The sequence below is a fragment of the Pedobacter aquae genome (genome assembly GCF_008195825.1).
In the GTDB taxonomy this organism is placed as follows: domain Bacteria; phylum Bacteroidota; class Bacteroidia; order Sphingobacteriales; family Sphingobacteriaceae; genus Pseudopedobacter; species Pseudopedobacter aquae.
This window is the reverse complement of the sequence record NZ_CP043329.1, coordinates 1138904-1164226: the sequence shown is the minus strand read 5'-3', so window position 1 is coordinate 1164226 and position 25323 is coordinate 1138904. Positions and strand designations below refer to the sequence as shown.

The following is a 25323-nucleotide window of genomic DNA, read 5'->3' as shown; positions in this document are numbered from 1 at the left end:
AATCAAGAAAATATATAGCCATCTTTCATCGTGATTTTTCTATCAGACATTTCGGCTAATTCATCGTTATGGGTTACAATTATAAAAGTGTGGTTAAATTGGTCTCTCAGACTAAAAAAAAGTTGATGCAATTCTTTAGCATTGGCCGAGTCTAGGTTTCCAGAAGGTTCATCAGCTAAAATCAAAGCTGGTTTATTAATTAAAGCCCTAGCAACAGCTACCCTTTGCTGCTCGCCACCAGAAAGTGCCGCTGGTTTATGGTGCGCTCTATCTGCTAGACCTAAAATAGCTAAAAGTTCCATAGCTCTTTTCTCGGCCTCATTTTTACTGGTTTTAGCAATAAAAGCAGGTATACAGATGTTTTCTAAGGCCGTAAATTCTGGTAAAAGGTGATGGAATTGAAAAATAAAACCTATGTTTTTATTTCTAAAACGACTTAATGTTCTAGCATTTAGCTGATTTATGGCTATTCCGTCTATTTCTACAGAACCTTCGTCGGCCTTGTCTAAAGTTCCTATGATGTGTAATAAGGTGCTTTTTCCTGCTCCGGAAGCCCCTACTATACTTACAATTTCTCCTTTAGCGACATCAATATCTACACCTTTGAGGATAGATAAATCGCCAAATTTTCTTTTGATGGATTGCGCTTTAAGCATATTACAAAACTATAATTTTTTAAGCAGATGCCTAAGTAAATCAGAAATTGTAACACGCTTGATGCCAAATATTAAAGAAATACCCTTTCAAAATGTAGAGCTATGTAAAGGATTTGTAATAACAGGAAGAGATTTAGCTAATTATCCAATTATTTTTCTGTTTTCATTTCATTTATAGCTTTGTATTTGTATTTTCACGGCAAATTTTTACAAGATGAACATTCACGAATATCAAGGCAAACAAATACTTAAAAGTTTTGGCGTACGTATCCAAGAAGGTATAGTAGCAGATACACCTGAACAAGCTGTTGAAGCAGCCAAAAAATTAAAAGAAGATTTTGGTTCTGACTGGGTTGTGGTAAAAGCACAAATTCATGCAGGCGGACGTGGTAAAGGCGGAGGTGTAAAACTAGCTAAAAATTTAGACGAGGTTAAGCAAAGAGCTTCTGATATTATTGGAATGCAGTTGATTACTCCTCAAACCGGTGCAGAAGGAAAAAAAGTTAATAAAGTATTGATTGCTCAGGATGTTTATTACCCTGGAGAGTCTGAAACTAAAGAGTTTTATGTTTCTGTATTATTAGACCGTTCTAGAGGTCGTAATATCATCATGTATTCTACAGAAGGTGGTATGGACATTGAAGAAGTAGCAGAACACACACCTCATTTAATATTTAAAGAAGAAATAGATCCTAAAGTTGGTTTGCAAGGTTTCCAAACTAGAAAAATTGCTTTCAATTTAGGTTTATCTGGAAATGCTTTTAAAGAGATGACTAAATTCATCGCTGCTTTATACAAAGCTTACGAAGCTACAGATTCTTCTATGTTTGAAATTAACCCGGTTTTAAAAACATCTGATGACAAAATTTTAGCTGTTGATGCTAAAGTTGATTTAGATGATAACGGTTTATTCCGTCACCCGGATTATGCAGCTATGCGTGATACTTCGGAGGAAGATCCAACTGAAGTTGAAGCTTCAGAATCTAACCTTAACTACGTTAAATTAGATGGTAACGTAGGTTGTATGGTTAACGGTGCTGGTTTAGCTATGGCCACTATGGATATCATTAAGATTGCTGGTGGCGAGCCTGCAAACTTCTTAGATGTGGGTGGTACTGCAAACGCTACTACGGTTAAAGCTGCTTTTAACATCATTTTAAAAGACCCTAACGTTAAAGCTATCTTAATTAATATTTTTGGTGGTATTGTACGTTGTGACAGAGTGGCACAAGGTGTTATTGATGCTTATAAAGAAATTGGAGATATCCGCGTACCTATTATTGTACGTTTACAAGGTACAAACGCAGAAGAAGCTAAGAAATTAATTGATGAATCAGGATTGAAAGTTTTCTCTGCTATCTTATTAAAAGAAGCTGCTGATTTAGTTTCTGAAGTATTAGCATAAGCTTTTAAGCTCTTAAAATATAACGAAGCCCTATGATGCATTTCATAGGGCTTTGTTTTTGTATCCTCGCTAAACTATAATTCCCTTATGAATGAAACATCATCCACTTGGCAATAAGCATTTGCTTTTCCGTTGGCCTTGAAACCAATCTCAACTTGACCATCTTTTACGAGTACCCTTTTTAAATGTATGGTCTCCCATTTTGGATGAGCTCCTTTTATATTCATTCTCATACGTTTTCCAGAGCTCTCTGCATACATCTCTAACTTAGAAAAACCTTTGCTATTTCTAATGTTTGCTGTAAGGGTATAAAAACCATCAGGTAATTTAACATAGGGAGAAGAACTTATCACTTGCGAAACCTGGCGTTTAAAATCAACCTTATCACTTATATGTAGGCTTCTTTCTCCTATCACTCTTTTTCTATCTTCTTCGCTATTCGCAAAGTTTAGCGTTGGCGAAGTTGCGCTATCAAGTGAAATCTTATTTCCTTTTAAAATAGTAGTCTCCCATCCTATTAAAAAAGTTTGTACTGGTTTAACGGGGCTAGGCATTTTTTTCTATCAGCCTCAAAACTTCCATTTTTAACCCAATTATTATGGGTAGCAACTTCCCATTCGCCAGTTTTAGCATCAAGGTTCCAAGAATCTAGCGAATTGAAATAAGGTTTTGCGCCGTTAAAAGATAATGGAACCCATTGATTATATCCTAAGCCATTACCTGCGAAATCAGCCCATCTATCGCCACAATAAACAACGGTTTCTTGCTTTGTACCTCTAAGCGTTACAAAAAAACCGGTTTGGGTAACATGGGCATAATCCTTTTCGCTCCCCTCTATAACCAACATGTTGTTTTTTGGTGTATAAGGTCCATAAATATCATCTGCTACCAAATAATAGGCAAATGAAGCATCCCAACCGTAAAGATTAGACGCAGCCATATAATACTTACCCTTGTATTTAAACATACAGTTTCCCTCTCTACCTTCACCTTCATAAACCTTTTCTACATTCAATATGTCTACCTTACCATCTTTAATGCCTATCTCAGAAAGGTAAATTTTATTTCTACCTCTTCCGTAAGAATAAACCAAGTAAGATTTACCAGTGTCCTCATCAGTAAAAACAGTTTGATCTCCGGTGTTTGGAGTTCCTATCCTATCAAGCATACTAATTTTATGATGCCACTTAAACGGCCCAGCAGGTTCATCAGCAACAGCTATTAACACGCCATTACCATGTTGAATAAACATAGCGTATTGCTTAATATCCTTCATGTAAGTCACGCCTAGTCTACCTAACCATCCACCTTTGCCCTTTTCATTAGCATCTGCTTTTGTTAAAGCATCAGATTCAAAAGTCCAGTTTACTAAATCTGTGGACGTATAACAGGTGACTGATTCAAAACTGGCATCTGAAATTGTTTTGTTAGGCGAATCACGATATTCTTGTCCACCTTTATAATGAACTCCGTACCAATAATATTTCTCCTGACCAGTTTTGGGGTCTTTAAAGGTAAATATCCCACCACCCTGACTGTAAATAGGTTTTCCTTCTTGGGTATTCCAGAAAATGTTATTTTTTATATTCAGCTTTTGAGCCAAACTTTGCTGAGTAAAGAAGATACTGAAAAGAATGACCCATATGGTAGGAGACTGCCAAAGAGAGTGCTTAAAAAAAATCAAACGCATTTGTTATAAATTAAATTACAATGATAAGAAACTTATCATTAGAACCTATTTATGAATGCTCATAATTTCCATGACGGAGAAACGCTTAAATGGTCATCACCATTTAAATATGGTGTAATTAGAGTCTTGTTTATGTTTTGTCTTACGTTTATCCTACGTTTATCTTACGTTGTGGGTTGTATGAAAGAAAAATGTAGACTATTTAAGAACTAATTTTTACTCTTTAATAAATCTGGTACGTTAATTACAGGAAGTAGTATATTTTTTAAAGGAGCTTCTGTTAATTGCTGAAAAAGAATCCCTCTAATGGTGGAATAAGATATACCTAATAAAGTGGATACAAATAAGCCATCGAAAAGTGGCTTTTCGTTAGTTAATTGATAATGCACCTCTAAATCATCGATGGTATAAAAGAAATCATAAGAAAAAGCTGCTAATTGCTGGTCAGGCTTGTCTTTACATAAAAAAGCAATCTGAATATTGAGTTTTACTTTCTTTTTTTCCAGATTGTGCATCATCTGGTGAGAGATGTCCATTTCCATTTCTTCAACACTACGGTTTAAGCAATCAGAAGAAATGGTTTCTGTTAATTTAACAATGTTGGTTAAATGTATTTTAAGCGGATCTATCAATTTATTGGGTTATGAAATCTTTCTATCTAAATCTATAGATGATGCTAATATTTCTGATGTTTCATACTCTGTACCATCATTTACATTCTCATTTTTATAAACAGTGAAATAAATATTCTTAGTTTTTGGCTCAGTGAAAATAATCTCTTCTTCCAAGGCCAAAGAAATTTTCGCCAAAGTTTTAGTAGTAAATGTGTGCATCCCCGTTAACCATTTACTTACTTCGGATTGATTCTTATTTAACTTAACAGCTAAATCAACTGCTTTCAAGCTTTTTGCTTGAAGTATATTATTAATTTTAGTTGCTATTGCTAAGTTTATTTCTGTTGCCTTTCGGATGGATGGATCTCCATTCTCTTTCAACCAATTAGAAATGATATTATTTTCCATATTTTAATTAGTATGCTATTTCTAAATCTGAATCAAAAATTATATCTGTACAATCTTCATTCCAGTAAACCTCATTTTCTTTAATACTGTTTTCTAATGCTCTAGTTAGCTTATTAGCTAATAAAAAATGTGATTTAACATTAATACAATCTTGGGCTTTATCTGCGGTTTTTAAATCTCCGCTGTAGAGTACAACAACATTTTCATTAAGTCTAAAACAGTATAACCTTAAATTATTACTTTCTGTTTCTCCATTTTCTATATAAGTGGGTTCTTTATCTTTACCTGTTGGAGGCAAAGCTGATGTATCTGACAAATACGCTTCGGGACGAAAAAGATATGTTTGAGCACCATATTTTATACCTATTTCCTGTAACCAGGCGAGTATATGATTTAATTTTTCTTTATTATTAGCCGTATGTGTTGCTATAAATTGTTCAAATAAAGAAGTGGTTTCTGAATTTATGGTTACAGAATAGTATGATACTTTATCATACTGCGCCACTTTTTTTATTTGTACAAAGTTATTCATTTAAAATTAAAATGCAATAGATACTTCACTTATAAGTTAAGTTTTGATTTAACACAACTAACTATGATAAATAATTTAATCTGTAAGCTAGATTATCCGATATGAAACGGTAAAACAGCAGTCCTAATACATAGGATTTAAAATCCCATCCATCTACACTTCCTCTTAAATCGTTTGCAATCTGCCAAATGGCTCTGTGGAGTTCGTCGCGTTCTTGTTCTTTAGACATTAAGTTTTTAAAAAAAATATTATAAAATAAGAAACTGATAGATTAAGGGTAAATATAATTTTATTTAATAGTTTTGCAAATAAGGATTTAAGCAATAAAACTATTTTTTTATATGCTTTTACATATAAAATCCACGAAAAAGAATGATTTATATGCTATAACATATAATTTTCAATTTTTACAAGGTAAGAAACTTCATTAATAAATCTTTTTATACATCGGCGAAAGCCAACACACAATTAGGTCAATAAAAAATCTACTTTCCTATACAAAACTTACTAAAAATATTCTCCAACAAATCATCTGTGGTAACAGTGCCTGTTATCTCACCCAGATAGTATAAAGCCTGTTTAATATCCATAGCTAAAAAATCAGAAGTTACGGGGTTATCTATACCGTGTAAAACCCGGCTTAATGATGCTTCTGTTTTTTGTAAGGCTTCTAAATGGCGTATGTTACTCACAATTACTTCATCTTTATTAATTTGACTAAGGTTTGCTGCTTTCAAAAGCTCATCTTCTAACAATTGGATATTGTATTTTTCCTTTGCGGAGATGTTCAAAATCTCGCCTAAAGACTCAAAGCCTGTTAAAGCATTGTTAACTTGTGTTTCATCGGTTTTATTAGCTACTAAAAGCAGTTTGCTATTATTTTCTTGGATAACTTGATGCAAATCATCCATAATAGCTTTTAATTCTGTTAAGGATGTCTCTCTTGGGTCGAACAGGTAAAGCACAATGGCAGATGATTTTATCTTCTCGAAAGTGCGCTCTACTCCTTTTGCCTCAATAATGTCTGCTGTTTCTCTTATCCCGGCGGTATCAATAAATCTAAAACGTACACCTTTCAAAGTAATTTCATCTTCTACGGTATCTCTGGTAGTGCCAGCAATATCAGAAACAATAGCCCTCTCCTCATTCAATAAAACATTTAACAAGGTAGATTTACCAACGTTGGGCTTACCTGCAATTACCACAGGTACACCATTTTTAATCACGTTACCCATCTCAAAGGATTGTATTAACCTTGAAACGACTTTATTAATAGCCAAGATAAGTTGTTTAAGCTGGTCGCGGTTTGCAAATTCTACATCTTCTTCGCTAAAATCTAATTCCAGCTCTATCATAGAAGCAAAATGAATGAGTTGCTCTCTTAGGTTCTTTAATTCGTTAGAAAAACCACCACGCATCTGCTGTAAAGCTAATTGGTGTGCCGATTTTGAACTTGAAGCAATTAAATCTGCAACAGCTTCTGCCTGAGATAAATCTAAGCCTCCATTTAAAAAAGCTCTTAAAGTAAATTCGCCTGCTTTTGCTGCTCTTGCACCATTTTTTATCATCAATTTAATGATGCTGGCAATGATATAATCTGAACCGTGGCAGCTAATTTCTACCACGTTTTCTTTGGTATATGATTTTGGAGCTACAAAAAGCGAAACTAAAACTTCATCAATGATAAAATCTCCGTCTCTTAAAGTTCCAAAATGTATGGTGTGCGAGTCTTGTGCTTCTAAATTTTTACCATAAAATACTTTATTGGTGATGCTTATAGCCTCTGGACCTGATAGCCTGATAACGCCTATAGCCCCTATTCCTGCTGGTGTTGCCAGCGCAACAATGGTTTCTTCTTGATGTAAAGACATATACCTGCAAAGATATTGTTTTATGTTAGATGATGTTGAAACCTGCTATTGTAAATTTTGTATGGGCTTAACACCTATTTTAAGGTAAAACTGTTAAATTGTGGTAAATAGATAAATTTATGCTATTAGACCCACATTTTAAATTACAAGTAAGCTCAGAAATTGGAACTTTAGAAAGATTGCTCATCCACAGTCCGGATAGCGGATTGGGCCGAGTTGTACCTTCTAAAGCACAAGATTGGCTATTTGAAGATATTGTTCATTTAGATACCATCAGAAAAGACGAGTATGATTATTATGTAAAACTACTCCTGTACTTTTTAGACCCTTCTAAAATTAGAGGAAAGCTTAAAGATATTGATGCCGATAAAAGCAGAGATTTTTATAAACCTGGTCATCCTAATTTTTATAAATCTGATAAAGTTATAGAAATACAGCTTTTGCTTAAAGATATCCTTACGGATGAAAACATCAAGAAAAAGCTGGTTGCGGCAGTTTGCGCTATAGAAGATTGCAATTACCTATTGCAGCAAGAACTATTGACAACTTCGCCAGAGGATTTGGCTAAAGTGATGATTTCTGGTTCTTTAAATGATGATACCATGATTTTTGCGCCTATCCCTAATCTTATTTTACTAGGGATATAGGCATTACCATCAATAATTTTGTTTTGCTTAATAAACCTGCTAAAAAAGCCCGTTCTAGAGAAGCTCTTTTAGCTAAATACATTTTTTTTAATCACCCTTTATTTCAAGCTTATAAAGCCAATATTATTGAAATTCCTGATTCTTTGCAGTATTTCTTAAGGCCAGGTGAAGAGCAAATAGAAAAAAACACTTTAGAAGGTGGTGATGTGATGGTGGTGAGCAAAAACCATGTGCTTATAGGGCATAGCGAAAGAACATCTGCTCGTGGTATTAATGAAGCCATCAAGATACTGTTCGAGAAGAACGTGGTTGATAAAGTTTCGGTAGTTAAAATTCCGCATAAACGAGATTTTATGCATATAGACACTGTCTTTACTCAGGTAAAACGCAATGTTTGGGTAATTTTACACGCTATTGGAAAAGCAGATTTTAGTGGCGATGGTTCTGAACCTATAGACCATTTATTGAAAGAACAAATATCAGAAAAAGCAGAAATTACACAATTTGTTAAAGGCAAAATTCAGTATCCCAAAAGATTTGCTTGTATTGAAGATTTACTAGAAGATATCAGTGTAAACGATTTAAAATCAACAGAGAAAGTAGAATTTATATATTCTGGTAACCAAAAATTCCCTTACGATTCTCGTGAGCAATGGACAGACTCTTGTAACCTGCTGGCTATTAAAGAAGGTGTTGTCTTAGGTTATGATAGAAACGACCGTACCATAGAAGCTTTTAAGCAAAAAGGATTTAAAGTTATCCCTGTAAAGAAACTGCTGCAAAAGCTAGAAAACAACGAGTTACAGGTAGAAGATTTAACAGATACTTTCATTACCATGCCATCGGCAGAGCTTTCAAGAGCTCGTGGTGGTTTCCATTGTATGAGTATGCCATTGTTAAGAGCAGATATTTAATTATTGATCAATAAGAAACATCATGCAAACCACGTCTCAGATATTGATGATAAGGCCTGTTGCCTTTGCACTTAACCAACAAACCTTAGCCAGTAATGCTTTTCAGGATGCGCAAACTGAACAAGAAGAAGTACAAGAAAAAGCTTTAAAAGAATTTGATGCTTTTGTTGAAGTGCTAAAAGCTAATCATATACATATCAATGTTATACAAGATACCTTAGAGCCGCATACACCAGATGCCATATTCCCCAACAACTGGATTTCTTTTCATGAAAACGGTGAAATTTTTCTTTTCCCGATGCTGGCAGAAAACCGTAGACAAGAGAGAAGAGCAGATATTATTGAAAGTTTAAAAAAGCACTATCAGGTTAAAATATTAACAGATTTAAGCTTTTACGAGAAAGAGCATAAATTTCTTGAAGGTACGGGTAGTATGGTGCTAGACCGTGAAAATAAAATAGCTTATGCTTGCCTATCTGCCAGAACGCATGAAGATGTTTTAAAAGAATTTTGCCAAAGGAGTGGTTATGAAGCCATCATGTTTCATGCAGAAGATGCTAAGGGCATAGCTATTTACCATACCAATGTGATGATGTGCATGGCTACAAAATTTGCTATAGTTTGTATGGATGCAGTTAAGGATTTAAAAGAGCAGCAAATCATAAAAGAAAGTTTAAGTAAAACTGGCAAATTATTGATAGAGATTTCTTTAGCGCAGATGAACCAATTTGCTGGAAATATGCTAGAGTTACAAAACACCCATGGCGAGCACCTTTTGGTGATGTCTAGAAGTGCGTTTAAAAGCTTAACATCCAAACAAATACAAGAAATTGAACAGTTTGTAAATATCTTAAACGTACCTTTAGAAACCATAGAAAAAAACGGTGGTGGAAGTGCCCGCTGCATGATAGCAGAAGTTCATTTACCGTCTTTATCATAGCGCAAAAGCATGTTCAAATTAATTTTACATTAAGACTAACATTTTTTCATTTTTTAATTACATTTTTGCGAAAATTTTAATCTAAAGAATGCAGAGTTACGAAGAGTTCTTAGACCTCAGTGTTGGTTTCCCACAAGAAGGTTTTGACATTATTGATGATGAATTATATTTTCATGATCTAAACCTAATGGAGATGATTGAAACGTATGGTACTCCCCTGCGCTTCACCTATTTACCTATCATCAGTAAAAAAATTCAGCAGGCAAAAATTCTTTTTCAAACTGCTATTCTTAAAAATAATTATCGTGGTAGCTATAAGTATTGCTATTGCACCAAAAGCTCGCACTTTAAGCATATTGTAGAGGAAGCTCTAAAAAATGATATTCACTTAGAAACATCATCGGCTTTTGATATGCCTATGATTGATGCTTTGGAGAAGAAAGGTGCTGTTACTAAAGATATTACGGTTATTTGCAACGGTTTTAAAACTTTTCAATACAAGCAATATATTATAGATATGTTGCATGATGGTTTTACAAACATCATTCCTGTTTTAGATAATAAAGAAGAGTTTAATTTATATGATGATGAAGTTGAGCTAGATATCCCTTGTAACTTAGGAATTAGAATTGCAGCAGAAGAGCAGCCAGATTCTCAGTTCTACACCTCACGCTTAGGAATAAGACAAGAAGATGTTATAGACTTTTATAATTCTAAAATCAGTAAAAACCCTAATTTTAGAGTTAAACTACTACACTTTTTCATCAACTCTGGTATTTCTGATACACCTTATTATTGGAACGAGTTAGAAAAATACGTTACCTTATATTGTAAGTTCAAGAAAATCAATCCAGAATTAGATACTTTAGATATTGGTGGTGGTATGCCATTTAAAGATTCTTTGGTATTTGATTTTGATTATGAATACATGATCAATGAGATTGTAAAACGTATTAAAGAAATTTGTGCCGAACATGAGGTAATGGAACCAGATATTATTACCGAATTTGGCAAATACACTTGTGCCGAAGCTTCTGGTATCCTATACAAAGTATTAGGTAGAAAACAACAAAACGATCGTGAAAAGTGGTTAATGCTTGATGGGTCTTTTATCACTAACCTTCCTGATGTTTGGGCTTTAAATCAACGTTATATTTTATTACCTATTAATAATTGGGATGCTGAATATGAACGTGTTAACTTAGGTGGTATTACCTGCGACGGACAAGATTATTACAACCAAGAAGCACACATGAACAGCGTTTTCATGCCTAAAACACGTAAAGTACAATATTTAGGTTTCTTCCATACGGGTGCTTATCAAGAAGTTTTAAGTGGATACGGTGGTATACACCATTGTTTACTACCTTCACCTAAGCATGTCATCATCAGAAGAAATAGAGACGAAACTTTTAACTATGAGGTTTTTGGCGAAGAGCAAAACAGTAAACAAGTTTTGAAGATTCTGGGATATATTTAATTGAAAATTCAAAAGTGCTTATTAAATTAAAAATTCAAAAGTAAAAATTCAAAAGTAAAAATTCAAAAGTAAAAATTCAAAAGTGCTTATTAAATTAAAAATTCAAAAGTAAAAATTCAAAAGTGCTTATTAAATTAAAAAGTCAAAAGTGAAAATTCAAAAGTGCTTTTAAAAGTAAAAATTCAAAAGTGCTTACTTGCGTAATAAGTTAAGAGTAACTGTTGAGTTGAAAAGTAAAAAATAAAAATTCAAATTGCTTAAATTCTATAGAGTTTAGGCATTTTTTGTTTTTAAGACTAATTATTGAATTTTATAGGTCCTAATCACCTAACAAACTAACCACCTAACAAACTAACCACCTAACAAACTAACCCCTAACCACCTAACAAACTAACCACCTAACAAACTAACCACCTAACAAACTAACCCCTAACCACCTAACAAACTAACCACCTAACCACCTACCCCACCAAATCCACATACCAGAAGCCTAGGTTTTTGGGTTTGTCGTCTTTAGTGAAGCAAACATCGTCTTCGTTTTTGGGTGTTGGATAGCTTTTAAAAACTTTCTCGCCTAAAGTATAAGGAATAGCGTTTTTAAAAATGGGGCCTTCAAACACAAAAGTGTGGAATTCTCCGTTTTCTCCGCATGGGTCTATATTTTCTGGCAAACTGTTTATTAAAGCTATATCAATAACTTTCCCTACATAAGCTCCTAAATTTTCTTGTGTGCAAGCTATTACAGTTTTAAAACCTAAATTCAAGAAGTCGTGAATTAATTTTTTAGTATCTTTTTGCCACAGTGGAAATACGGCCTCCATCCCTACTTCTTGTAATTTCGCTTCGCGGTAAGCTTTTAAATCCTCCAAAAAAATATCTCCAAAAACGGAATGTGTAATTCCTTCTTCTTTCAGAATGGTTAAATGATGATGCATGATTTCATCATATACTGACATACCTGGCATTTCTGGTAATCTAATTTGATATAATGGAATACCTAAGCTTGCTGCCTGTTGCAACAAGAGCGATTCTCGTACTCCATGCATAGAAATACGATTTAAACTATCATTAATAGTAGTTACCAAATATTTAACCTCATAATCTGGATTTTGCAATAAGTAATATAAAGCTAAAGCTGAGTCTTTACCCCCGCTCCAATTAAAAATACATGGTTTCCTATTCATGTTTCAACAGTTTTTCAACTAAAAGAGGAACAGCAAGGCTAGCTTTCTCTTCTATTTTAATAAGTGGATTGGAGATTCTAACTTCAGGTATTTTAGGATCTATAACATAAACAGGTACCTCCTTACGAGCAAGCTCTAATAAACCCGCAGCGGGATACACAGCTAATGAGCTGCCAATTAAGATAACTATATCCGCCAAAGGCATTTCATGCATAGCCTTGGTAATCATGGGTACAGCCTCGCCAAACCACACCACATGTGGGCGTAGCTGACTGCCTAACTCACATAATTCTCCCATTTCTATTTCAGGCTTATCTAATTTATATAGCAAGGCTGGGTTTTGCGAAGAACGGGCATAAACAATTTCTCCATGTAAATGCATAATATTTGAAGAACCTGCTCGCTCATGTAAATCATCAATATTTTGGGTGATGATTAAGACTTCAAACTTTTCTTCTAATTTTTTCAAGGCAAAATGTGCAGGATTAGGTTCTGCTGCTAAAACACCTTTTCTTCTTTCATTATAAAACTGCTGTACTAAGACTGGGTTTCTTTGCCAAGCTTCTGGCGTAGCAACATCTTCAATGGCATAACCTTCCCACAAGCCATCGGCATCTCTAAAAGTTTTTAAGCCACTTTCTGCACTAATACCGGCACCTGTTAAAACAATGATTTTCTTTTTCATAAGGCAATTTATTTTAGCGTAAGTGGTAAACCTGATACCATAAAGATAGCTTTATCCGCTTTTTTAGCAATGTATTGATTAAACCAACCTTGCAAATCGGTAAACTTCCTTCCGGATTCTGTATCGGCATGTAAGCCCATTCCTAATTCATTAGAGATGATGATGAAAGTAGCCTCTTGTTGCGTTAAATCATCAAAAGCTTGTCTTATTTGTTCTAAAGATGCTTCTACATTGTATTTAGTATCTACAAAAAAATTGGTAAGCCATAAGGTTACACAATCTATAACTACTACTTTGCCTGTAAAATCAATTTTAGCGGGATATTTCTCTTCTTCTATATTCTCCCAGCGCTCATCTCGGTCTTGTTGATGCCTGATGATACGTTTTTCAAAATCTTTATCCCAATTACGGGCTGTAGCCAAATAAACAGGCTTATTGGTTAAAGATAAAGCTAGGTTTTGTGCGTAGCTGCTTTTCCCAGAACGGGCACCTCCGGATATATAGTAAATCATGCTATTTTCTTAAATTTTAAACATAAAAAAAGAGGTTGTCTTACAACATCATTTTTTGTCAGGCTGAGCGGAGTCGAAGCCTTTTGAGTAACTCAGAGTACATTTCGACTCCGCTCAATGTGACAAATACGATTATTTAGACAACCTCTTTATGGTATGCTATTTAGTATTTAGTATGCCAATTCTTTTTGACTTTTTAAGATAGTGAATTTAGATTTTGCTAATTCAAAACCACCATATAAAACTGCACCAAATACTAAGTTTCCTAACAATAGGTTTTTCTCAAAAGGAATTGCTGCAATTAAAGATTGGTAATAACCTGTAATGTCTTTATTGTATAAAGTGCCACCTAACCAAGGTTCAATATCAGTAACTAACCAATGAATTAAAACACCAGCTAATGAACCTAATAAAACAGTATTTACATTAACTGTTTTAATTAAGCTTCCAATAAATACCATAGCTACAAAGCAGATATAAACCCAAATAAAACCATTGTAAAATAAAGTAAACTCTCCTGTGTAAGAATAGGTTACAAAAATATCACTTATAAAAAGGGTAATTAGAGGAACTAAATAAGCTTTGTATTTATTGGTAAAATAAGTACCACCAAACATAGCAATTGCACCTACAGGGGTAAAATTAGACCAAGCAGTTTGTTCGCCTAAGCTAAAAAATCTTGTAGCAGCTGCGGCAAGAATCATCACTACCAATACCCAGTTTCTTACGTTTATTTTATTTAAAGACATATGTTATAAATTATGAATGGTAAATTTATTAAATCTTATTGAAAAAGAAAGCTTATACCTGCATTAAAGTTTGTACCCATGGTATTATAGCCTGCAAAATCATTATATCTGGCATCAAAGAGATTTTTTACATCCGCGAAAAGCGTAACATTTTTCTTTGTTTTATACTGTACATAGGCATCAAACTTATGATACGATGTTAAAACTACATTTTGTTCGTTAAAATCGGTATCGTAATAAATATCTCTTCTACTATCTGTCCATTTGTATAATAGGCTAAAACTTAAGTTTTTATTCAAGTTATAGCTCACATTAGCGCCTGATGAATTTACTGGTCTTCTAGAAAGATTAAAAGCTCCTGGCGTACCCGGAGATTTAATTACCCTACCATATACATAAGCATAAAATGCACTGATGCTTAATTTATCGCTAGGTTTAAAGCCAATTTCGGTTTCTATACCCTCATCATTTTGCTGATTCTGATTTAAATAACCAAAGCTACCATCTGCTCTAGAGCCAAAATCAATCACATCATCAATCTCTCTAAAAAAGACGCTGGTATTGATGTTTAATTTATTCTGGAATAAATCTGTACTAAAGCCAGCCTCATAGTTAAAAGATGTCTCTGGGTTTAATCCATTAGGGTCTGCATATTCTGAAGTAAGCTGATATAAACTTGGTACTCTAAAAGCAGAAGAAATATTACCATAAACCTTAATACTATTGAATAGTAATACAGAAGGATTAAAAGTATAAGTAAAATTATCTCCAAAAGCGCTATGGTTATTGTATCTACCACCTAGCTCCATCCTAAAAACATCTTTTACGTTAAAGAATAGAGAGGTAAAAAGACTAGCGATATTGTTATTAGCATTTCCTGCAGTAAGTGGCGCACCAAAACCACTAAATTGGTCGGTAGCACTGTATTTATAATTAGCCCCTGATGTTAAATCTAAAAAGTTATTCACTTTGTATGAGAATATACCTTCTACATTGGTAATACTGCCTTTGTAATAACTATTAGCGCCGTTATTATTAAACTTATTAGATACATTATTTTGGCTAGCTATTAAGCTTAAATTACCTTTTCTTAAAGCTACATTAAGGCCAATATTTCCTAATAAAGCTACTTTATTGTAGTTATAATTAGTATTGTCTTGAAAAGCTCCACCATCTAAACCAGATTTATTATTATTAAGTTGTAAACCACCTAATATTTTTACGGTGTTGTTAAGGTATTGAGATAAATTAAGACTTAAACCTTGCTGACTAAATTTGTCTTTCTCAAAAAGAGAAGCTGCATTTAAAGGCTGGGCAGACGAAAAACCTTTACTATCTAAATTAGAAAAATTTAAAGCTACAGCTGTTTTATTGATATTACCATTAAGACCAACAGCTTGTTTGTAAGTATTGTAAGAGCCACCACTTAACAAGGCATTTGTTTTAAGCTTGCCCTCTCCTTTTTTAGTGATGACATTGATAACACCTGCTACAGCATCTGAACCATATAAAGTAGAGCTAGCACCTTTTAATACTTCTATTCTTTCTATTTGGTCTATTGCGATAGCTGCTAAATTATATTCACCAGAAATTCCTGATGCATCATTCACCGGAATACCGTCTATTAAAATAAGCGTATTGGCAGAAGAAGCACCTCTTAGGTAAACTGATTTTACTTCGCCCAAAGCACTACCGCTACCGGTAACGTTTAAACCGGGAACAGTGTTTAACAATTCTGGTAAGGTCCTGCCTTGAGAGCGTTCTATCTCTTCTCGAGAGATTACCCTAACCATTTTACCAATATCACTGATTTTTTTTGGAGAACGAGAAGCTGTTACCACGACCTCGCTTAATGAACTGGGCTTTTGCGATTGTGCATAAAGCCGGGCATCTGTTAATGCCAGTTGAACAAGCCCTAGGCCTGCTGCAACGTAAATGTTTTTCTTTTCATTTTGTTGTGAGTTTTAGCCCACAGCAAACAGAAAATTGGTTTTGAAATTGAAATACCTTATGGTAGTATTCTCATTCAAACGCTTCAATCCCCGAAAGCTATGAATTTTTAACAGTTAGGCAGGTCTTCTGACTTACTCCCCGTTTCTAACCTTCCCAGTTTGAAGTATCAAACAAGTGGCGCTTTAAGAAACAGTTTTCTAGAGCTTACAGCTGCGGGACAGTTGAAGAATTACACTTCATTCCCTTTTAATCTCGTTCTAAAACGAGAACCATAACGCCGCAAAGATAAGAGGAAAATATTTTATTGTTTCATTTTTTTTAAACAATTCACAATAAGCACCAAAAAATTATAAAAAACCAAAAGAAAAGAAGTTTTAATCCATCAAAATGATATATTTTTCATAAAATCAATTTTATTATTTTTTTGGTACAGTTATCGATTATAGTTTATAGTCTACCAAAATATTATCGCTATGAAAATCAATATCGCCAGTAACGTAAAAGCTTTAAAAAGCAAAAGCGCACTACAAACAAATTTTAATCATCATCAACACAGACTAAGTGAAGAACTAAATAAAGGCAAACAGCATGTGTTATACACTAGTTTACTCTATGTTTTATCAATTTTGAGTATAGGCAGCTGGATTATTTCTTTAAAATTATTGCCTTTTGGCGATATGTTTCAGTTTCTATTGGGTGCTGCAGTTTTAACGGTTAATTTATTAATTTTTAGACATGCTAAAATTTAAAGCTATGACTTTTGATGAACCACAAGCCAATAGAAAAGACTGGAAAAAGCAAAAAGCTAAAAGAGATTTATTGGTAAAAAGAAACGATGAGATTGCTAATAAACCTGTTTCTATTTTTGAAACAGATAATGAAAGCTCAAACAAAAAGAAGTTAAAAAAGTAAAGTTTCTATACGATGCGCTTGTACGCATTTCATACTTTCTGACCAAGACAACACTGTAAAATATCCATCTTGCGAAGCTACCAAAGCAATACAATCATGATTATCAAAAACAAACTGAGCGGCAGAAAGGTGCCTGGTACCCCCCAATCTCGAAACTTCTAACAAAGAAGCCTCACCACCTATAACAGGCTCAATAAAAGCTATCTTTTTTACGCTGGTATTTCCTTCACGTTTGCCAATCTTTACGCCAAAGGCTAAAAGCTCATATTTATCATTAATAATAGTTGCGCCATCTATAGCTGTAAAACCTGCAATATGGTCAACTTCTCTTTTTAATTTACTTACCCATAAGCTTTCGCTGATGTTAGCACCGTCTTTTAAAATTAAATTAGCTAAGCCTTCAAACGGCGGATTTAACTGATAATGAAAAGGCTGTATCAAAGAAGATTTCCATTGCTCGTCAGCCGATGGGGTAAGCAGCAAAGTTCCTCCTCTACCATGAGAGCGCATAAAAACTGCTAATTGTATCAGGATGTTAGCCGTATCGTTTCTTAAATATGGTGCCGTAAAACCTAAAAGTGATTTCAGAATTTGCGGACTATCAGGTAGCATACCACTATCTTCATTCACAATTTTAATTTCATCACCCTTGAGGATGACAACGTTGGTAAATTTTCCGTAACCATTAATACGCTTATGTTTGATTACCAATAAGCCAGGTTCAGAAACATCTAAAACGAAACAATAATCGGGAATGCTGGTGGTAGAGCCCCAAACATAAAGCTCACCATCCTGATACCAAACGCCTAAATGTATACCGGCACCTTCTATACCTGGGGCTAATTTAGAAAGTACATAAGCATTTAAACTTAATTTCTCTTGAAATACTACCGGATGTAAAGCTTGCTCGGGAGATAAAAAAGCTAAAGAAATACGTGGATATTTACCTTCTTCACTTCTAAAACTCGCCCAGAAACAAACATCAATAATAGCTTCTATGATACTTACCTGCGGTATAGTAGCAATATCCTGCTCTCCTTTATGGCTTGCTAAAGCAATATGATGCAGAAAGTGCTCCTCTATTTTAGGAGCAACAATTTTTGCCGACTGATACTTTGGGGAGTATTGCATAGAAGCCATTATACATTTTTCTATTTTTTATCTTCTTCTAATGCAAAAGCAGGGTCGCTTTGAATTTTTAAACGTGTTTCTTTAGCCCAATTAACCAATGCAAGTCTTTGTTTTTCATCTAACTTAGCATCTTTATGTATCCAAGTATAAGAATCTAAAGGCATCCAATGGTCTTCCTGAGACTCTATTAATTCTTCTAGTTTATGGTCTTGCTTTTTAAGTTTGTAAGTTAAAAACTCATCAAAATTTAAATGTTTTTTACCATCATCTACATGGCTATCTAACCACCAAGCCACTGGCTGTATATGAGCATACCAAGGGTAAACGGTATTGTTGGTATGGCAATCATTACAAGCAGTTTTTAAAATCTGCATGGTTTCCTCATTTGCAGGAAACTTATTGTGTATACTGTTAACAGATGGTGTAGAGCTTACATTTTTTTCTGGTTTGATAAATTGTATAATCACCAAAACAGCCAATAAGCCTAATAAAATTTTCTTCTTCATGATTTAAAATACTTGTTTATAACCGTTAATAATTCTTGTGATATGTGTCCGTTTGTGGAGACAATATCGCAATTTTTTAAAGCATTTTTCCCACCTTCAAAATCAAAATTTTCTCCGCCTGCTTGTTGTACAATAAACATCCCTGCGGCAATATCCCAAGGTTTTAAATTATATTCAAAATAAGCATCAAAACGACCACAAGCTGTATAAACTAAATCTACAGAAGCAGCTCCTATCCTTCTTAAACCGTGGCAGCTTTGTATTAAATCTCCAAATAAAGCCATATAGGCATCTTTACGGGTAAAATCATAATAAGGAAAACCTGTTGCTAGCAAGCTATCGGCTACTTTAGTACTAGCAGAGACTTTTATTTCTTTACCATTTAAGAAAGCAGCGCTTCCTTTCCAAGCGTAAAAGCATTCGTCCTTACCAATTTCATAAACTACACCTAAAACCAGTTCATCTCCTTCTTGCAAAGCTATGCTTACCGCAAAAGCCGGAATACCATGAATGAAATTGGTAGTGCCATCTAGAGGGTCTATAATCCAATTAAAAGTTTCGGCTTTTTGATGTTCTCCTTCTTCTGCAATAAAGCCAGAACCAGGTAAAACTTTTGCTAAGGCTGATATAATCATTTCTTCAGAGGTTTTATCCACGTAAGAAACCATATCATTGGTACCTTTATATTCTATTTTTGAGGATTGAAATAATGCTGATTCTTTTCTGATAAAAGCTCCGGCTTCTTTAGCAATACGGATAACTTCATCACACAATTCCTGATAGTTAAGCATGGGTACGAACTTTAAACGTAAATAATTTATGGATGTAGTAACTGGCAAAACCTAAACTTAAAGCAGAACTAATACGCCCGGCCGTAGGCCAAAAACCACACAGCTCTACAAAAAATCTTAATAAAGCGTAGTTAGCAAAAAACCAATAAAAGCTATGGTAGCAAAGCGTATAAACTGCTTTCTGGCTTTCAGATTAGATTCGTTAAATACGGTGTATTTGGTAATTAAGAAGTTAACAATAATACCAACCGAGTAAGAAATAGTTAAAGTAAACTCGTGGGCACTAGCCCTAAACTGGTTAAATTGTATACTCTGATGCTTTAATACATAATTGATGATGGTATAATACACCAAAACATCTGTAATGGTGGCAATTCCTGCAGAAAGGAAAAAACGCACCATTTTATGTTGATAAAAAGCATTTAAAGTCTCTGATTTTGATAAAACAGGCATTAGGCTACCGCCCTTCCCGACTTATAATTTTTTACAGACCAAATAATGCCTCCTATACCTGCTAATATCATGATTGATGAAATTAATTCGGCTTGTGTGAAGGAAAGTCCGGCAACTTCATATTTAGAGTTTACACGAATACTTTCTATTAAAAAACGTTCTATACCATTTAAAATCAGGTAAATAGAAAACAACAAACCCGGAGCTTTAATTCTATCTCTTATAGCCCAAAGAAAGGCAAAAAGTAGGATGCAGATAAAAGCTTCATATAGTGGTGTAGGATAAACAGGATTAGCTAACTCGAAACAAAACTTACCTTCGCAGCCGGCAATTGGCACACCCTCGTTAATCACATTATGCGGATATTTGGAAGCCCAAGCCCAATCTGGCAACCAAGTTAACCAGTTAGGTTTTGCGCTTAAGTTTTCTATTCCCCAATCTCCATCGCCAGATAATTGACAGCCTAAACGCCCTACACCATAAGCTAACATCATACCGGGTCCGCCAATGTCTAACATGTGAACTGGTTTAATGCCATTTTTATTGGCGATGTATAGCACCGCTGCGCCACCACAAATTAATCCGCCGTAAAAAGTTAAACCACTAAATGATAATAGGTTTTGGATAGGGTCTTGCATAAAGCGATCCCAATATTCTAAATTATCGAAAATTTTAGCCCCTAAAATACCTGTTATAGCTGCCCAGGCAATTAAAGTTCCCATTAATTCATGTGGATGAACCGTTTGAACTACTGTTTTAGGTTGAGCAAGTTTTTGTTTCTTATTCTCGGCATAAGCCCAATAAATAAATAAAATAGCCACTAAAAAACCAGCAGCAAAATTCCCTTTGGTAGATAATAAAACGTCTTGCGGACTGTTTACAAACTCGGCATAATTAAAAATACCGTATACCAGTTTGAAGCCTATTAAAAAGCCAAATATACCGTTCAAGATAATTTCATTGGTGCTAAGTCCTTTTCCTATGATGACCGTTTTTTGAAAAGGATGTACTTCGCCTAGTTTTTCTCTTCTTTTAAACTCTTCTGAGAAAGCCCAATAACCGGCCATAAAAGCTAAGGCAACAAAAAAACCAAAAGTTTGGATAGGCAAAGGAATATTTACACCTGTTAAATACTCGATAAGATAAGATAGCGTAGGGAACATATTATTTTTGGTTTTTTTAATGGGTTAAGATTTCCTGTATTTCTGAAACAGACATATCTCCATCGGCACTAATGGCTTCTAATTTTACAGTTTTAATTTCGTTTACCAGAATGGGGTCGTACTTGGCTTTTACTTTCACATAATTTCTGGTAAAACCATGCATAAAACCTTCTTTAATATCACCTTCAAAAAGAACTTCGGCTATATTACCCACTTCGGTTTCATAAAAAGCCCTTCTTTTTTTATCTGATAAGATGTGGAGCATTTTACTACGTTCTGCCCTTTCATGCATAGGTACAATACCTTCCATAGTTGCGGCAGGTGTGTTTTCTCTTTCAGAATAGGTAAATACGTGTAAATATGATATATCTAATTGATTTAAAAAATCATAAGTATCTAAAAAATCCTGACGAGTTTCTCCGGGAAAACCAACAATAACATCAACACCAATACAGCAATTAGGCATGATACTTTTTATGGTAGCTACCCTATCTGCGTAGAGCTCTCGGCGGTAACGCCTTTTCATTAAGGCTAATATTTTATTGGTTCCAGATTGTAATGGAATATGGAAATGAGGTACAAATTTGTTAGACTGTGCTACAAACTCAATAATCTCGGTACTTAATAAATTAGGCTCTATAGATGATATACGAATACGGTTGATACCATCCACTTCATCTAAAGCTTTAACCAAATCAAAGAATTTGTCTTCTCTTTTACCATCACGAATACCAAAATCTCCCAAATTCACACCTGTAAGCACAATTTCTTTAATACCAGACGCTGCAATTTCTTCTGCTTGTTTCACAACATTAGCAATGGTATCGCTTCTGCTTTCTCCACGGGCTAAGGGAATGGTACAAAAAGTACAAGAATAATCGCAGCCATCTTGAACTTTTAAGAAAGTACGGGTACGGTCGCCTATAGAAAAGGCAGATACAAAACTTGTAGCCTCTTGTATAGGTTGATTATAAATTTCTGCTTTAGGCTTCTTGGTTAAATCGGTAATATGCTCTATCAACTGAAATTTCTCGGCAGCACCTAAAACCACATCCACACCTTCTATATTGGCAATTTCCTGAGGTTTTAGTTGTGCATAACAGCCAACAATAGCGATATATGCAGATGGCGAGTGTTTTAAAGCTTCTTTAACTACTTTCTTACACTTTTTATCGGCATTTTCTGTTACAGAACAGGTATTGATAATATATATATCAGCTTGATCGGTAAAATCTACCGTATCAAAACCAGCCGCACTAAACTGCCTGCCAATGGTTGAAGTTTCAGAATAGTTTAACTTACAGCCTAAAGTGTAAAAAGCAACTTTTTATTCATCTCTATTAATGGCGGCAAAGATACTAATTTTGGTTGAAAGGTCTTTTAAATCAGCATCAGCTTTAAGCTTGATTTTCTCCCCAGCGGTAAGTATCATCATCTAAACCTGCTAAATCAATAATTCTGTTCACTACGGTTAAGGCTACTTCTTCAATAGTTTGAGGTCTGCTGTAAAAAGATGGTATAGCTGGGCAGATGATCCCCCCTGCTTCTGTTACTGTTTTCATATTGGTGATATGGATAAGATTTAAAGGCGTATCTCTAGCAACTAAGATTAATTTTCTTCTTTCTTTAAGGATAACATCAGCAGCTCTGGTGGTTAAATCGTTTGATATTCCTGCTGCAATGCGCCCCATTGTACCCATAGAACATGGTACAATAATCATAGTATCGTATTTGGCAGAGCCAGATGCAAAGGGAGCCATGAAATCTGATTTAGCATAAAAAGTAAAAGGATAGTTTTGATAATCTTGATGACCTAACTCGTATTGCCATACGTCTTTTGCGTTATCAGACATCACAACACCTACAGCTTCTATTTGATTTTGCAGTTTCACTAATTTATCTAACAAAAGTTTTGCATAAATAGCACCACTGGCTCCGGTAACGGCTACAACAATCTTTCTTTTTCTCATGATTATATTAACGGCTAAGCTAAGATTTAGTTTGAAATAAAAAAGGGCCGAATAACAAGTATTCGACCCTACATCTACCTATGAAAACATGCCCTTTGGGAGGGCATTACAAATGTAGGAACATTTTTATTATTACCAAAATATTTATAAAATTTTAACAGATTTTTTTTGTTTTTTTTCAATTGATTATCCGAGTTAATAAATAAAAAAATAAGGAAATTAATTTTCATTTAAAGGCTTAATTTCTACTTCTCCATCCTTACCTTCGCTGGCATCATATACTTTTCCTTGTGGTAAACCCATTGGCGAGCGACCAATTCCGGAGCCTAAAGCTACCCGATACCATAAATTTTGAACATCAACATAAGGGTTTGTACTGGTTGAAGCTCCTTTAGCTAAAGTTTCGATGTAATTTTTTTCTTTGTTGTCTAAGTGCTGAGGTTTTAAACCATCGCTATCATACACAATGGTTAACTTACCACCATTACCATTTGCTTCGGTTTTATTTCCTACTTCGTAAGTTCTACCAGATACATCTACAACCGTTTTACCAATTTTTATAAACTTACCAGATAGTATAAGATTGGTTCCATTATTTTTATCATCAAGTGCAGTGATAAAAGTTTTATCTGCCAAGATGATATGATTAGCATAAATGGTAAAATCTTTTTTGCCCTGTATTTCTAAAGATGACTTTTTATTGAGCACCAAAGAGTCTAACCTTAATTCTTTAATGGATTTATCTTTTATAATGTGTTTTCCTTTTGCAGGGATGATTAAACTTTGGGCATTCACGCTATTCAGCAAAAGAATAGAAAAACCCAGCGTTATTAAATAATTTGTTTTCATGATATAGAGGATATGCTTTCCTTTATTATTGATGATGTAAACTTATAACATCTTAAAAACGATAAGGTTTGATAAATGTTTCATTATCAAGTTATTTATAGTGTAAGCTCCCCCAAAAATAGTACGGTTTAAAAGTAGAATAGTTAACTTTAAACTGCAAGATGAAAAAGAGCAATTTTAATCCAGAACAAGTATCGAGGATTCTAAAGGAATTCGATCAAGGCAAAGACATCCATACGATAGTTCGCGAATATGGAGTCAGCAAGGCAACGTTTTATAAGTGGCGTCAGCGCTACGGAGGTATGGAAGCCAGTGAGCTGAAGCGAGTGAAGCAATTGGAAGAGGAAAACTCAAAGCTAAAGCGGATGTATGCAGATTTGGCGTTGGAGCTTGATATGGCCAAATACATTATCGAAAAAAAGCTTTAAAGCCTTGCATAAAAAGGGAGTTGGTAAAGGAAGTAATTTTGTTGTATCCCCGTGGCATCAGCAAGGCGTGTCATCTTCTGGGTACAAGCCGCAGCAGTCTAAATTACCGTTCAGTAAAGGATGATTTGTTTTTGGAAGATGCACTATCCAAACTGTCCTCAGATCATCCAAGAGAGGGATTTTGGAAAGCATACTTTCGCTTGCGTAACCGTGGTTATGAGGTAAACCATAAGAGATTGCACCGTGTGTATAAACAAATGGGTCTTCCTTTGCGGAGAAAAGCAAAAAAGCGTTTACCGCTACGAGTGAAAGAGCCTATTGTTATACCAGAGCGCTTTACTCGTTGCTGGAGTATCGATTTTGTGAGTGATGTATTAAGCAATGGTCGTAAGTTTCGCTCTTTCAATGTGATAGATGATTACAACCGCGAGGTGTTATTTATAGAGACCGATTATTCATTAAAGAGCAGCAGAGTAGTTTGGGTATTAGGTCACTTGATTGCTAAACATGGCAGACCCGATAAGATTAGGATGGATAACGGGCCAGAGTTTATAGCAAAGCTTACTAAGGAATGGAGTGAAATAAACCAGATAGACTTTAAATATATCCAACCAGGAAAACCAACACAAAATGCGTTAATAGAAAGGTTCAACAGAAGCTATAGGGAGCATGTATTAGATGCACACCTTTTTGAAAGTATAGACCAAGTAAGAGAGCTAACAGATGAATGGGTATGGGATTATAATACAGAAAGACCACATGATGCTCTGGGAGGAATAAGCCCGGTAGCATATAGGTTGAAAAATATCATTCTTCCAAGCCCTCATTCCGCTACGCTCCATTCGAGCTTGGAAGAATGTGTAACAAATAAATAAATTGA

29 protein-coding genes and 1 riboswitch are annotated in these 25323 nt (G+C 34.6%); of the genes, 8 read left to right on the top strand and 21 right to left on the bottom strand.

The annotated features are described in order from the left end of the window. Window positions 1-2: 2 nt before the first annotated feature. Window positions 3-656 (bottom strand): ABC transporter ATP-binding protein, encoded by a 654-nt coding sequence (locus FYC62_RS05135; RefSeq protein WP_039453705.1) that lies wholly within the window; start codon window positions 654-656, stop codon window positions 3-5. A gap of 214 nt (window positions 657-870) precedes the next feature. On the opposite strand from FYC62_RS05135, the gene sucC reads away from it, so the two are divergent. Then, window positions 871-2061, top strand: coding sequence for an ADP-forming succinate--CoA ligase subunit beta (gene sucC / locus FYC62_RS05130; RefSeq protein ID WP_149074178.1), 1191 nt, complete (start codon window positions 871-873; stop codon window positions 2059-2061). 74 nt (window positions 2062-2135) lie between these two features. Here sucC and FYC62_RS17250 read toward each other — a convergent pair whose 3' ends face one another. The 7 genes from FYC62_RS17250 to mnmE form a co-directional block, all read right to left on the bottom strand. Beyond that, a complete protein-coding gene (locus tag FYC62_RS17250; RefSeq protein ID WP_205943793.1) occupies window positions 2136-2615 on the bottom strand; it encodes a hypothetical protein in 480 nt (159 codons plus the stop codon). Next, window positions 2579-3751: a family 43 glycosylhydrolase gene (locus FYC62_RS05125; protein WP_205943792.1), complete on the bottom strand. Its 1173-nt coding sequence runs from the start codon at window positions 3749-3751 to the stop codon at window positions 2579-2581. Before FYC62_RS05125 ends, FYC62_RS17250 begins: the two co-directional genes overlap by 37 nt. A gap of 209 nt (window positions 3752-3960) precedes the next feature. Further along, the gene (locus FYC62_RS05120; protein WP_149074177.1) at window positions 3961-4383 is read right to left on the bottom strand and encodes a hypothetical protein; all 423 of its coding nucleotides are present in this window, start codon (window positions 4381-4383) and stop codon (window positions 3961-3963) included. Window positions 4384-4392: 9 nt separating this feature from the next. Continuing rightward, on the bottom strand, window positions 4393-4773 hold the full coding sequence (locus FYC62_RS05115; protein WP_149074176.1) for a helix-turn-helix domain-containing protein: 381 nt from the start codon (window positions 4771-4773) through the stop codon (window positions 4393-4395). Between the two features lie 7 nt (window positions 4774-4780). Beyond that, complete coding sequence (locus FYC62_RS05110) at window positions 4781-5305, bottom strand: hypothetical protein (protein ID WP_039453719.1); 525 nt, start codon at window positions 5303-5305, stop codon at window positions 4781-4783. A 61-nt stretch (window positions 5306-5366) separates the two neighbouring features. Continuing rightward, complete coding sequence (locus FYC62_RS05105; RefSeq protein WP_205943791.1) at window positions 5367-5534, bottom strand: type I restriction-modification system subunit M N-terminal domain-containing protein; 168 nt, start codon at window positions 5532-5534, stop codon at window positions 5367-5369. A gap of 256 nt (window positions 5535-5790) precedes the next feature. Further along, window positions 5791-7176, bottom strand: coding sequence for a tRNA uridine-5-carboxymethylaminomethyl(34) synthesis GTPase MnmE (gene mnmE / locus FYC62_RS05100; RefSeq protein WP_149074175.1), 1386 nt, complete (start codon window positions 7174-7176; stop codon window positions 5791-5793). Between the two features lie 119 nt (window positions 7177-7295). On the opposite strand from mnmE, the gene FYC62_RS17955 reads away from it, so the two are divergent. The 4 genes from FYC62_RS17955 (at window position 7296) to FYC62_RS05085 (ending at window position 11157) form a co-directional block, all read left to right on the top strand. Further along, window positions 7296-7823: an amidinotransferase domain-containing protein gene (locus FYC62_RS17955; RefSeq protein ID WP_317131523.1), complete on the top strand. Its 528-nt coding sequence runs from the start codon at window positions 7296-7298 to the stop codon at window positions 7821-7823. A 23-nt stretch (window positions 7824-7846) separates the two neighbouring features. Next, entirely contained in the window at window positions 7847-8737 is an 891-nt protein-coding gene (locus tag FYC62_RS17950; RefSeq protein WP_317131522.1) for an arginine deiminase family protein, read from the top strand. Window positions 8738-8759: 22 nt separating this feature from the next. After that, a complete protein-coding gene (gene ctlX, locus FYC62_RS05090; RefSeq protein ID WP_149074174.1) occupies window positions 8760-9677 on the top strand; it encodes a citrulline utilization hydrolase CtlX in 918 nt (305 codons plus the stop codon). A gap of 88 nt (window positions 9678-9765) precedes the next feature. Continuing rightward, window positions 9766-11157, top strand: coding sequence for an arginine decarboxylase (locus FYC62_RS05085; protein ID WP_149074173.1), 1392 nt, complete (start codon window positions 9766-9768; stop codon window positions 11155-11157). Window positions 11158-11618: 461 nt separating this feature from the next. Here FYC62_RS05085 and FYC62_RS05080 read toward each other — a convergent pair whose 3' ends face one another. The 5 genes from FYC62_RS05080 to FYC62_RS05060 form a co-directional block, all read right to left on the bottom strand. Then, window positions 11619-12341 carry a Dph6-related ATP pyrophosphatase gene (locus FYC62_RS05080; protein WP_149074172.1) on the bottom strand — a complete coding sequence of 241 codons (723 nt, stop codon included), beginning with the start codon at window positions 12339-12341 and terminating at the stop codon, window positions 11619-11621. Next, window positions 12334-13026 carry an SIR2 family NAD-dependent protein deacylase gene (locus FYC62_RS05075; RefSeq protein WP_149074171.1) on the bottom strand — a complete coding sequence of 231 codons (693 nt, stop codon included), beginning with the start codon at window positions 13024-13026 and terminating at the stop codon, window positions 12334-12336. The genes FYC62_RS05080 and FYC62_RS05075 overlap by 8 nt, the downstream gene beginning before the upstream one ends. 8 nt (window positions 13027-13034) lie before the next feature. Further along, the gene (locus FYC62_RS05070) at window positions 13035-13538 is read right to left on the bottom strand and encodes a bifunctional adenosylcobinamide kinase/adenosylcobinamide-phosphate guanylyltransferase (protein WP_149074170.1); all 504 of its coding nucleotides are present in this window, start codon (window positions 13536-13538) and stop codon (window positions 13035-13037) included. A gap of 170 nt (window positions 13539-13708) precedes the next feature. Further along, window positions 13709-14287, bottom strand: a complete 579-nt coding sequence (locus FYC62_RS05065) for a DUF6580 family putative transport protein (RefSeq protein WP_149074169.1) — start codon at window positions 14285-14287, stop codon at window positions 13709-13711. A gap of 35 nt (window positions 14288-14322) precedes the next feature. Further along, on the bottom strand, window positions 14323-16128 hold the full coding sequence (locus FYC62_RS05060; protein ID WP_149074168.1) for a TonB-dependent receptor plug domain-containing protein: 1806 nt from the start codon (window positions 16126-16128) through the stop codon (window positions 14323-14325). 211 nt (window positions 16129-16339) lie between these two features. Continuing rightward, a riboswitch (cobalamin riboswitch) is annotated at window positions 16340-16530 on the bottom strand. Window positions 16531-16713: 183 nt separating this feature from the next. Here FYC62_RS05060 and FYC62_RS05055 point away from each other — a divergent pair. After that, window positions 16714-16989, top strand: a complete 276-nt coding sequence (locus FYC62_RS05055; RefSeq protein WP_149074167.1) for a hypothetical protein — start codon at window positions 16714-16716, stop codon at window positions 16987-16989. Then, a complete protein-coding gene (locus tag FYC62_RS17045) occupies window positions 16976-17152 on the top strand; it encodes a hypothetical protein (protein ID WP_168199389.1) in 177 nt (58 codons plus the stop codon). Before FYC62_RS05055 ends, FYC62_RS17045 begins: the two co-directional genes overlap by 14 nt. Here FYC62_RS17045 and FYC62_RS05050 read toward each other — a convergent pair. From FYC62_RS05050 to FYC62_RS05015, 8 genes are all read right to left on the bottom strand, one after another. Then, window positions 17141-18283 carry a putative sensor domain DACNV-containing protein gene (locus FYC62_RS05050; protein ID WP_149074166.1) on the bottom strand — a complete coding sequence of 381 codons (1143 nt, stop codon included), beginning with the start codon at window positions 18281-18283 and terminating at the stop codon, window positions 17141-17143. The genes FYC62_RS17045 and FYC62_RS05050 overlap by 12 nt on opposite strands. 20 nt (window positions 18284-18303) lie before the next feature. Further along, window positions 18304-18789, bottom strand: coding sequence for a heme-binding domain-containing protein (locus FYC62_RS05045; RefSeq protein WP_149074165.1), 486 nt, complete (start codon window positions 18787-18789; stop codon window positions 18304-18306). Continuing rightward, a complete protein-coding gene (locus FYC62_RS05040; protein WP_149074164.1) occupies window positions 18786-19580 on the bottom strand; it encodes an inositol monophosphatase family protein in 795 nt (264 codons plus the stop codon). Before FYC62_RS05040 ends, FYC62_RS05045 begins: the two co-directional genes overlap by 4 nt. Window positions 19581-19697: 117 nt before the next feature. Continuing rightward, complete coding sequence (locus FYC62_RS05035; protein WP_149074163.1) at window positions 19698-20033, bottom strand: GtrA family protein; 336 nt, start codon at window positions 20031-20033, stop codon at window positions 19698-19700. After that, window positions 20033-21196, bottom strand: coding sequence for a prolipoprotein diacylglyceryl transferase (locus tag FYC62_RS05030; RefSeq protein ID WP_149074162.1), 1164 nt, complete (start codon window positions 21194-21196; stop codon window positions 20033-20035). The genes FYC62_RS05035 and FYC62_RS05030 overlap by 1 nt, the downstream gene beginning before the upstream one ends. A gap of 16 nt (window positions 21197-21212) precedes the next feature. After that, a complete protein-coding gene (gene mtaB / locus FYC62_RS05025) occupies window positions 21213-22469 on the bottom strand; it encodes a tRNA (N(6)-L-threonylcarbamoyladenosine(37)-C(2))-methylthiotransferase MtaB (protein ID WP_240534878.1) in 1257 nt (418 codons plus the stop codon). Window positions 22470-22593: 124 nt separating this feature from the next. Then, on the bottom strand, window positions 22594-23166 hold the full coding sequence (locus FYC62_RS05020) for a UbiX family flavin prenyltransferase (protein WP_149074161.1): 573 nt from the start codon (window positions 23164-23166) through the stop codon (window positions 22594-22596). 219 nt (window positions 23167-23385) lie between these two features. After that, window positions 23386-24015 carry a hypothetical protein gene (locus tag FYC62_RS05015; protein ID WP_149074160.1) on the bottom strand — a complete coding sequence of 210 codons (630 nt, stop codon included), beginning with the start codon at window positions 24013-24015 and terminating at the stop codon, window positions 23386-23388. Window positions 24016-24176: 161 nt separating this feature from the next. Between FYC62_RS05015 and FYC62_RS05005 the strand changes: the two genes are divergently transcribed. Continuing rightward, window positions 24177-25318, top strand: a protein-coding gene (locus tag FYC62_RS05005; RefSeq protein WP_394348895.1) for an IS3 family transposase whose coding sequence is annotated in 2 segments (ribosomal slippage) — window positions 24177-24438 and window positions 24438-25318 — 1143 coding nt in all. Because the reading frame shifts where the segments join, the coding sequence is not laid out codon by codon here. Window positions 25319-25323 lie beyond the last annotated feature (5 nt).

Bases quoted from the DNA above. Each gene is read 5' to 3' on its own strand.
- FYC62_RS05135 (WP_039453705.1), bottom strand. From the start codon at position 656: ATGCTTAAAGCGCAATCCATCAAAAGAAAATTTGGCGATTTATCTATC.
- sucC (WP_149074178.1), top strand. From the start codon at position 871: ATGAACATTCACGAATATCAAGGCAAACAAATACTTAAAAGTTTTGGC.
- FYC62_RS17250 (WP_205943793.1), bottom strand. From the start codon at position 2,615: ATGCCTAGCCCCGTTAAACCAGTACAAACTTTTTTAATAGGATGGGAG.
- FYC62_RS05125 (WP_205943792.1), bottom strand. From the start codon at position 3,751: ATGCGTTTGATTTTTTTTAAGCACTCTCTTTGGCAGTCTCCTACCATA.
- FYC62_RS05115 (WP_149074176.1), bottom strand. From the start codon at position 4,773: ATGGAAAATAATATCATTTCTAATTGGTTGAAAGAGAATGGAGATCCA.
- FYC62_RS05110 (WP_039453719.1), bottom strand. From the start codon at position 5,305: ATGAATAACTTTGTACAAATAAAAAAAGTGGCGCAGTATGATAAAGTA.
- FYC62_RS05105 (WP_205943791.1), bottom strand. From the start codon at position 5,534: ATGTCTAAAGAACAAGAACGCGACGAACTCCACAGAGCCATTTGGCAG.
- mnmE (WP_149074175.1), bottom strand. From the start codon at position 7,176: ATGTCTTTACATCAAGAAGAAACCATTGTTGCGCTGGCAACACCAGCA.
- FYC62_RS17955 (WP_317131523.1), top strand. From the start codon at position 7,296: ATGCTATTAGACCCACATTTTAAATTACAAGTAAGCTCAGAAATTGGA.
- ctlX (WP_149074174.1), top strand. From the start codon at position 8,760: ATGCAAACCACGTCTCAGATATTGATGATAAGGCCTGTTGCCTTTGCA.
- FYC62_RS05085 (WP_149074173.1), top strand. From the start codon at position 9,766: ATGCAGAGTTACGAAGAGTTCTTAGACCTCAGTGTTGGTTTCCCACAA.
- FYC62_RS05080 (WP_149074172.1), bottom strand. From the start codon at position 12,341: ATGAATAGGAAACCATGTATTTTTAATTGGAGCGGGGGTAAAGACTCA.
- FYC62_RS05075 (WP_149074171.1), bottom strand. From the start codon at position 13,026: ATGAAAAAGAAAATCATTGTTTTAACAGGTGCCGGTATTAGTGCAGAA.
- FYC62_RS05070 (WP_149074170.1), bottom strand. From the start codon at position 13,538: ATGATTTACTATATATCCGGAGGTGCCCGTTCTGGGAAAAGCAGCTAC.
- FYC62_RS05065 (WP_149074169.1), bottom strand. From the start codon at position 14,287: ATGTCTTTAAATAAAATAAACGTAAGAAACTGGGTATTGGTAGTGATG.
- FYC62_RS05055 (WP_149074167.1), top strand. From the start codon at position 16,714: ATGAAAATCAATATCGCCAGTAACGTAAAAGCTTTAAAAAGCAAAAGC.
- FYC62_RS17045 (WP_168199389.1), top strand. From the start codon at position 16,976: ATGCTAAAATTTAAAGCTATGACTTTTGATGAACCACAAGCCAATAGA.
- FYC62_RS05050 (WP_149074166.1), bottom strand. From the start codon at position 18,283: ATGCAATACTCCCCAAAGTATCAGTCGGCAAAAATTGTTGCTCCTAAA.
- FYC62_RS05045 (WP_149074165.1), bottom strand. From the start codon at position 18,789: ATGAAGAAGAAAATTTTATTAGGCTTATTGGCTGTTTTGGTGATTATA.
- FYC62_RS05040 (WP_149074164.1), bottom strand. From the start codon at position 19,580: ATGCTTAACTATCAGGAATTGTGTGATGAAGTTATCCGTATTGCTAAA.
- FYC62_RS05035 (WP_149074163.1), bottom strand. From the start codon at position 20,033: ATGCCTGTTTTATCAAAATCAGAGACTTTAAATGCTTTTTATCAACAT.
- FYC62_RS05030 (WP_149074162.1), bottom strand. From the start codon at position 21,196: ATGTTCCCTACGCTATCTTATCTTATCGAGTATTTAACAGGTGTAAAT.
- FYC62_RS05020 (WP_149074161.1), bottom strand. From the start codon at position 23,166: ATGAGAAAAAGAAAGATTGTTGTAGCCGTTACCGGAGCCAGTGGTGCT.
- FYC62_RS05015 (WP_149074160.1), bottom strand. From the start codon at position 24,015: ATGAAAACAAATTATTTAATAACGCTGGGTTTTTCTATTCTTTTGCTG.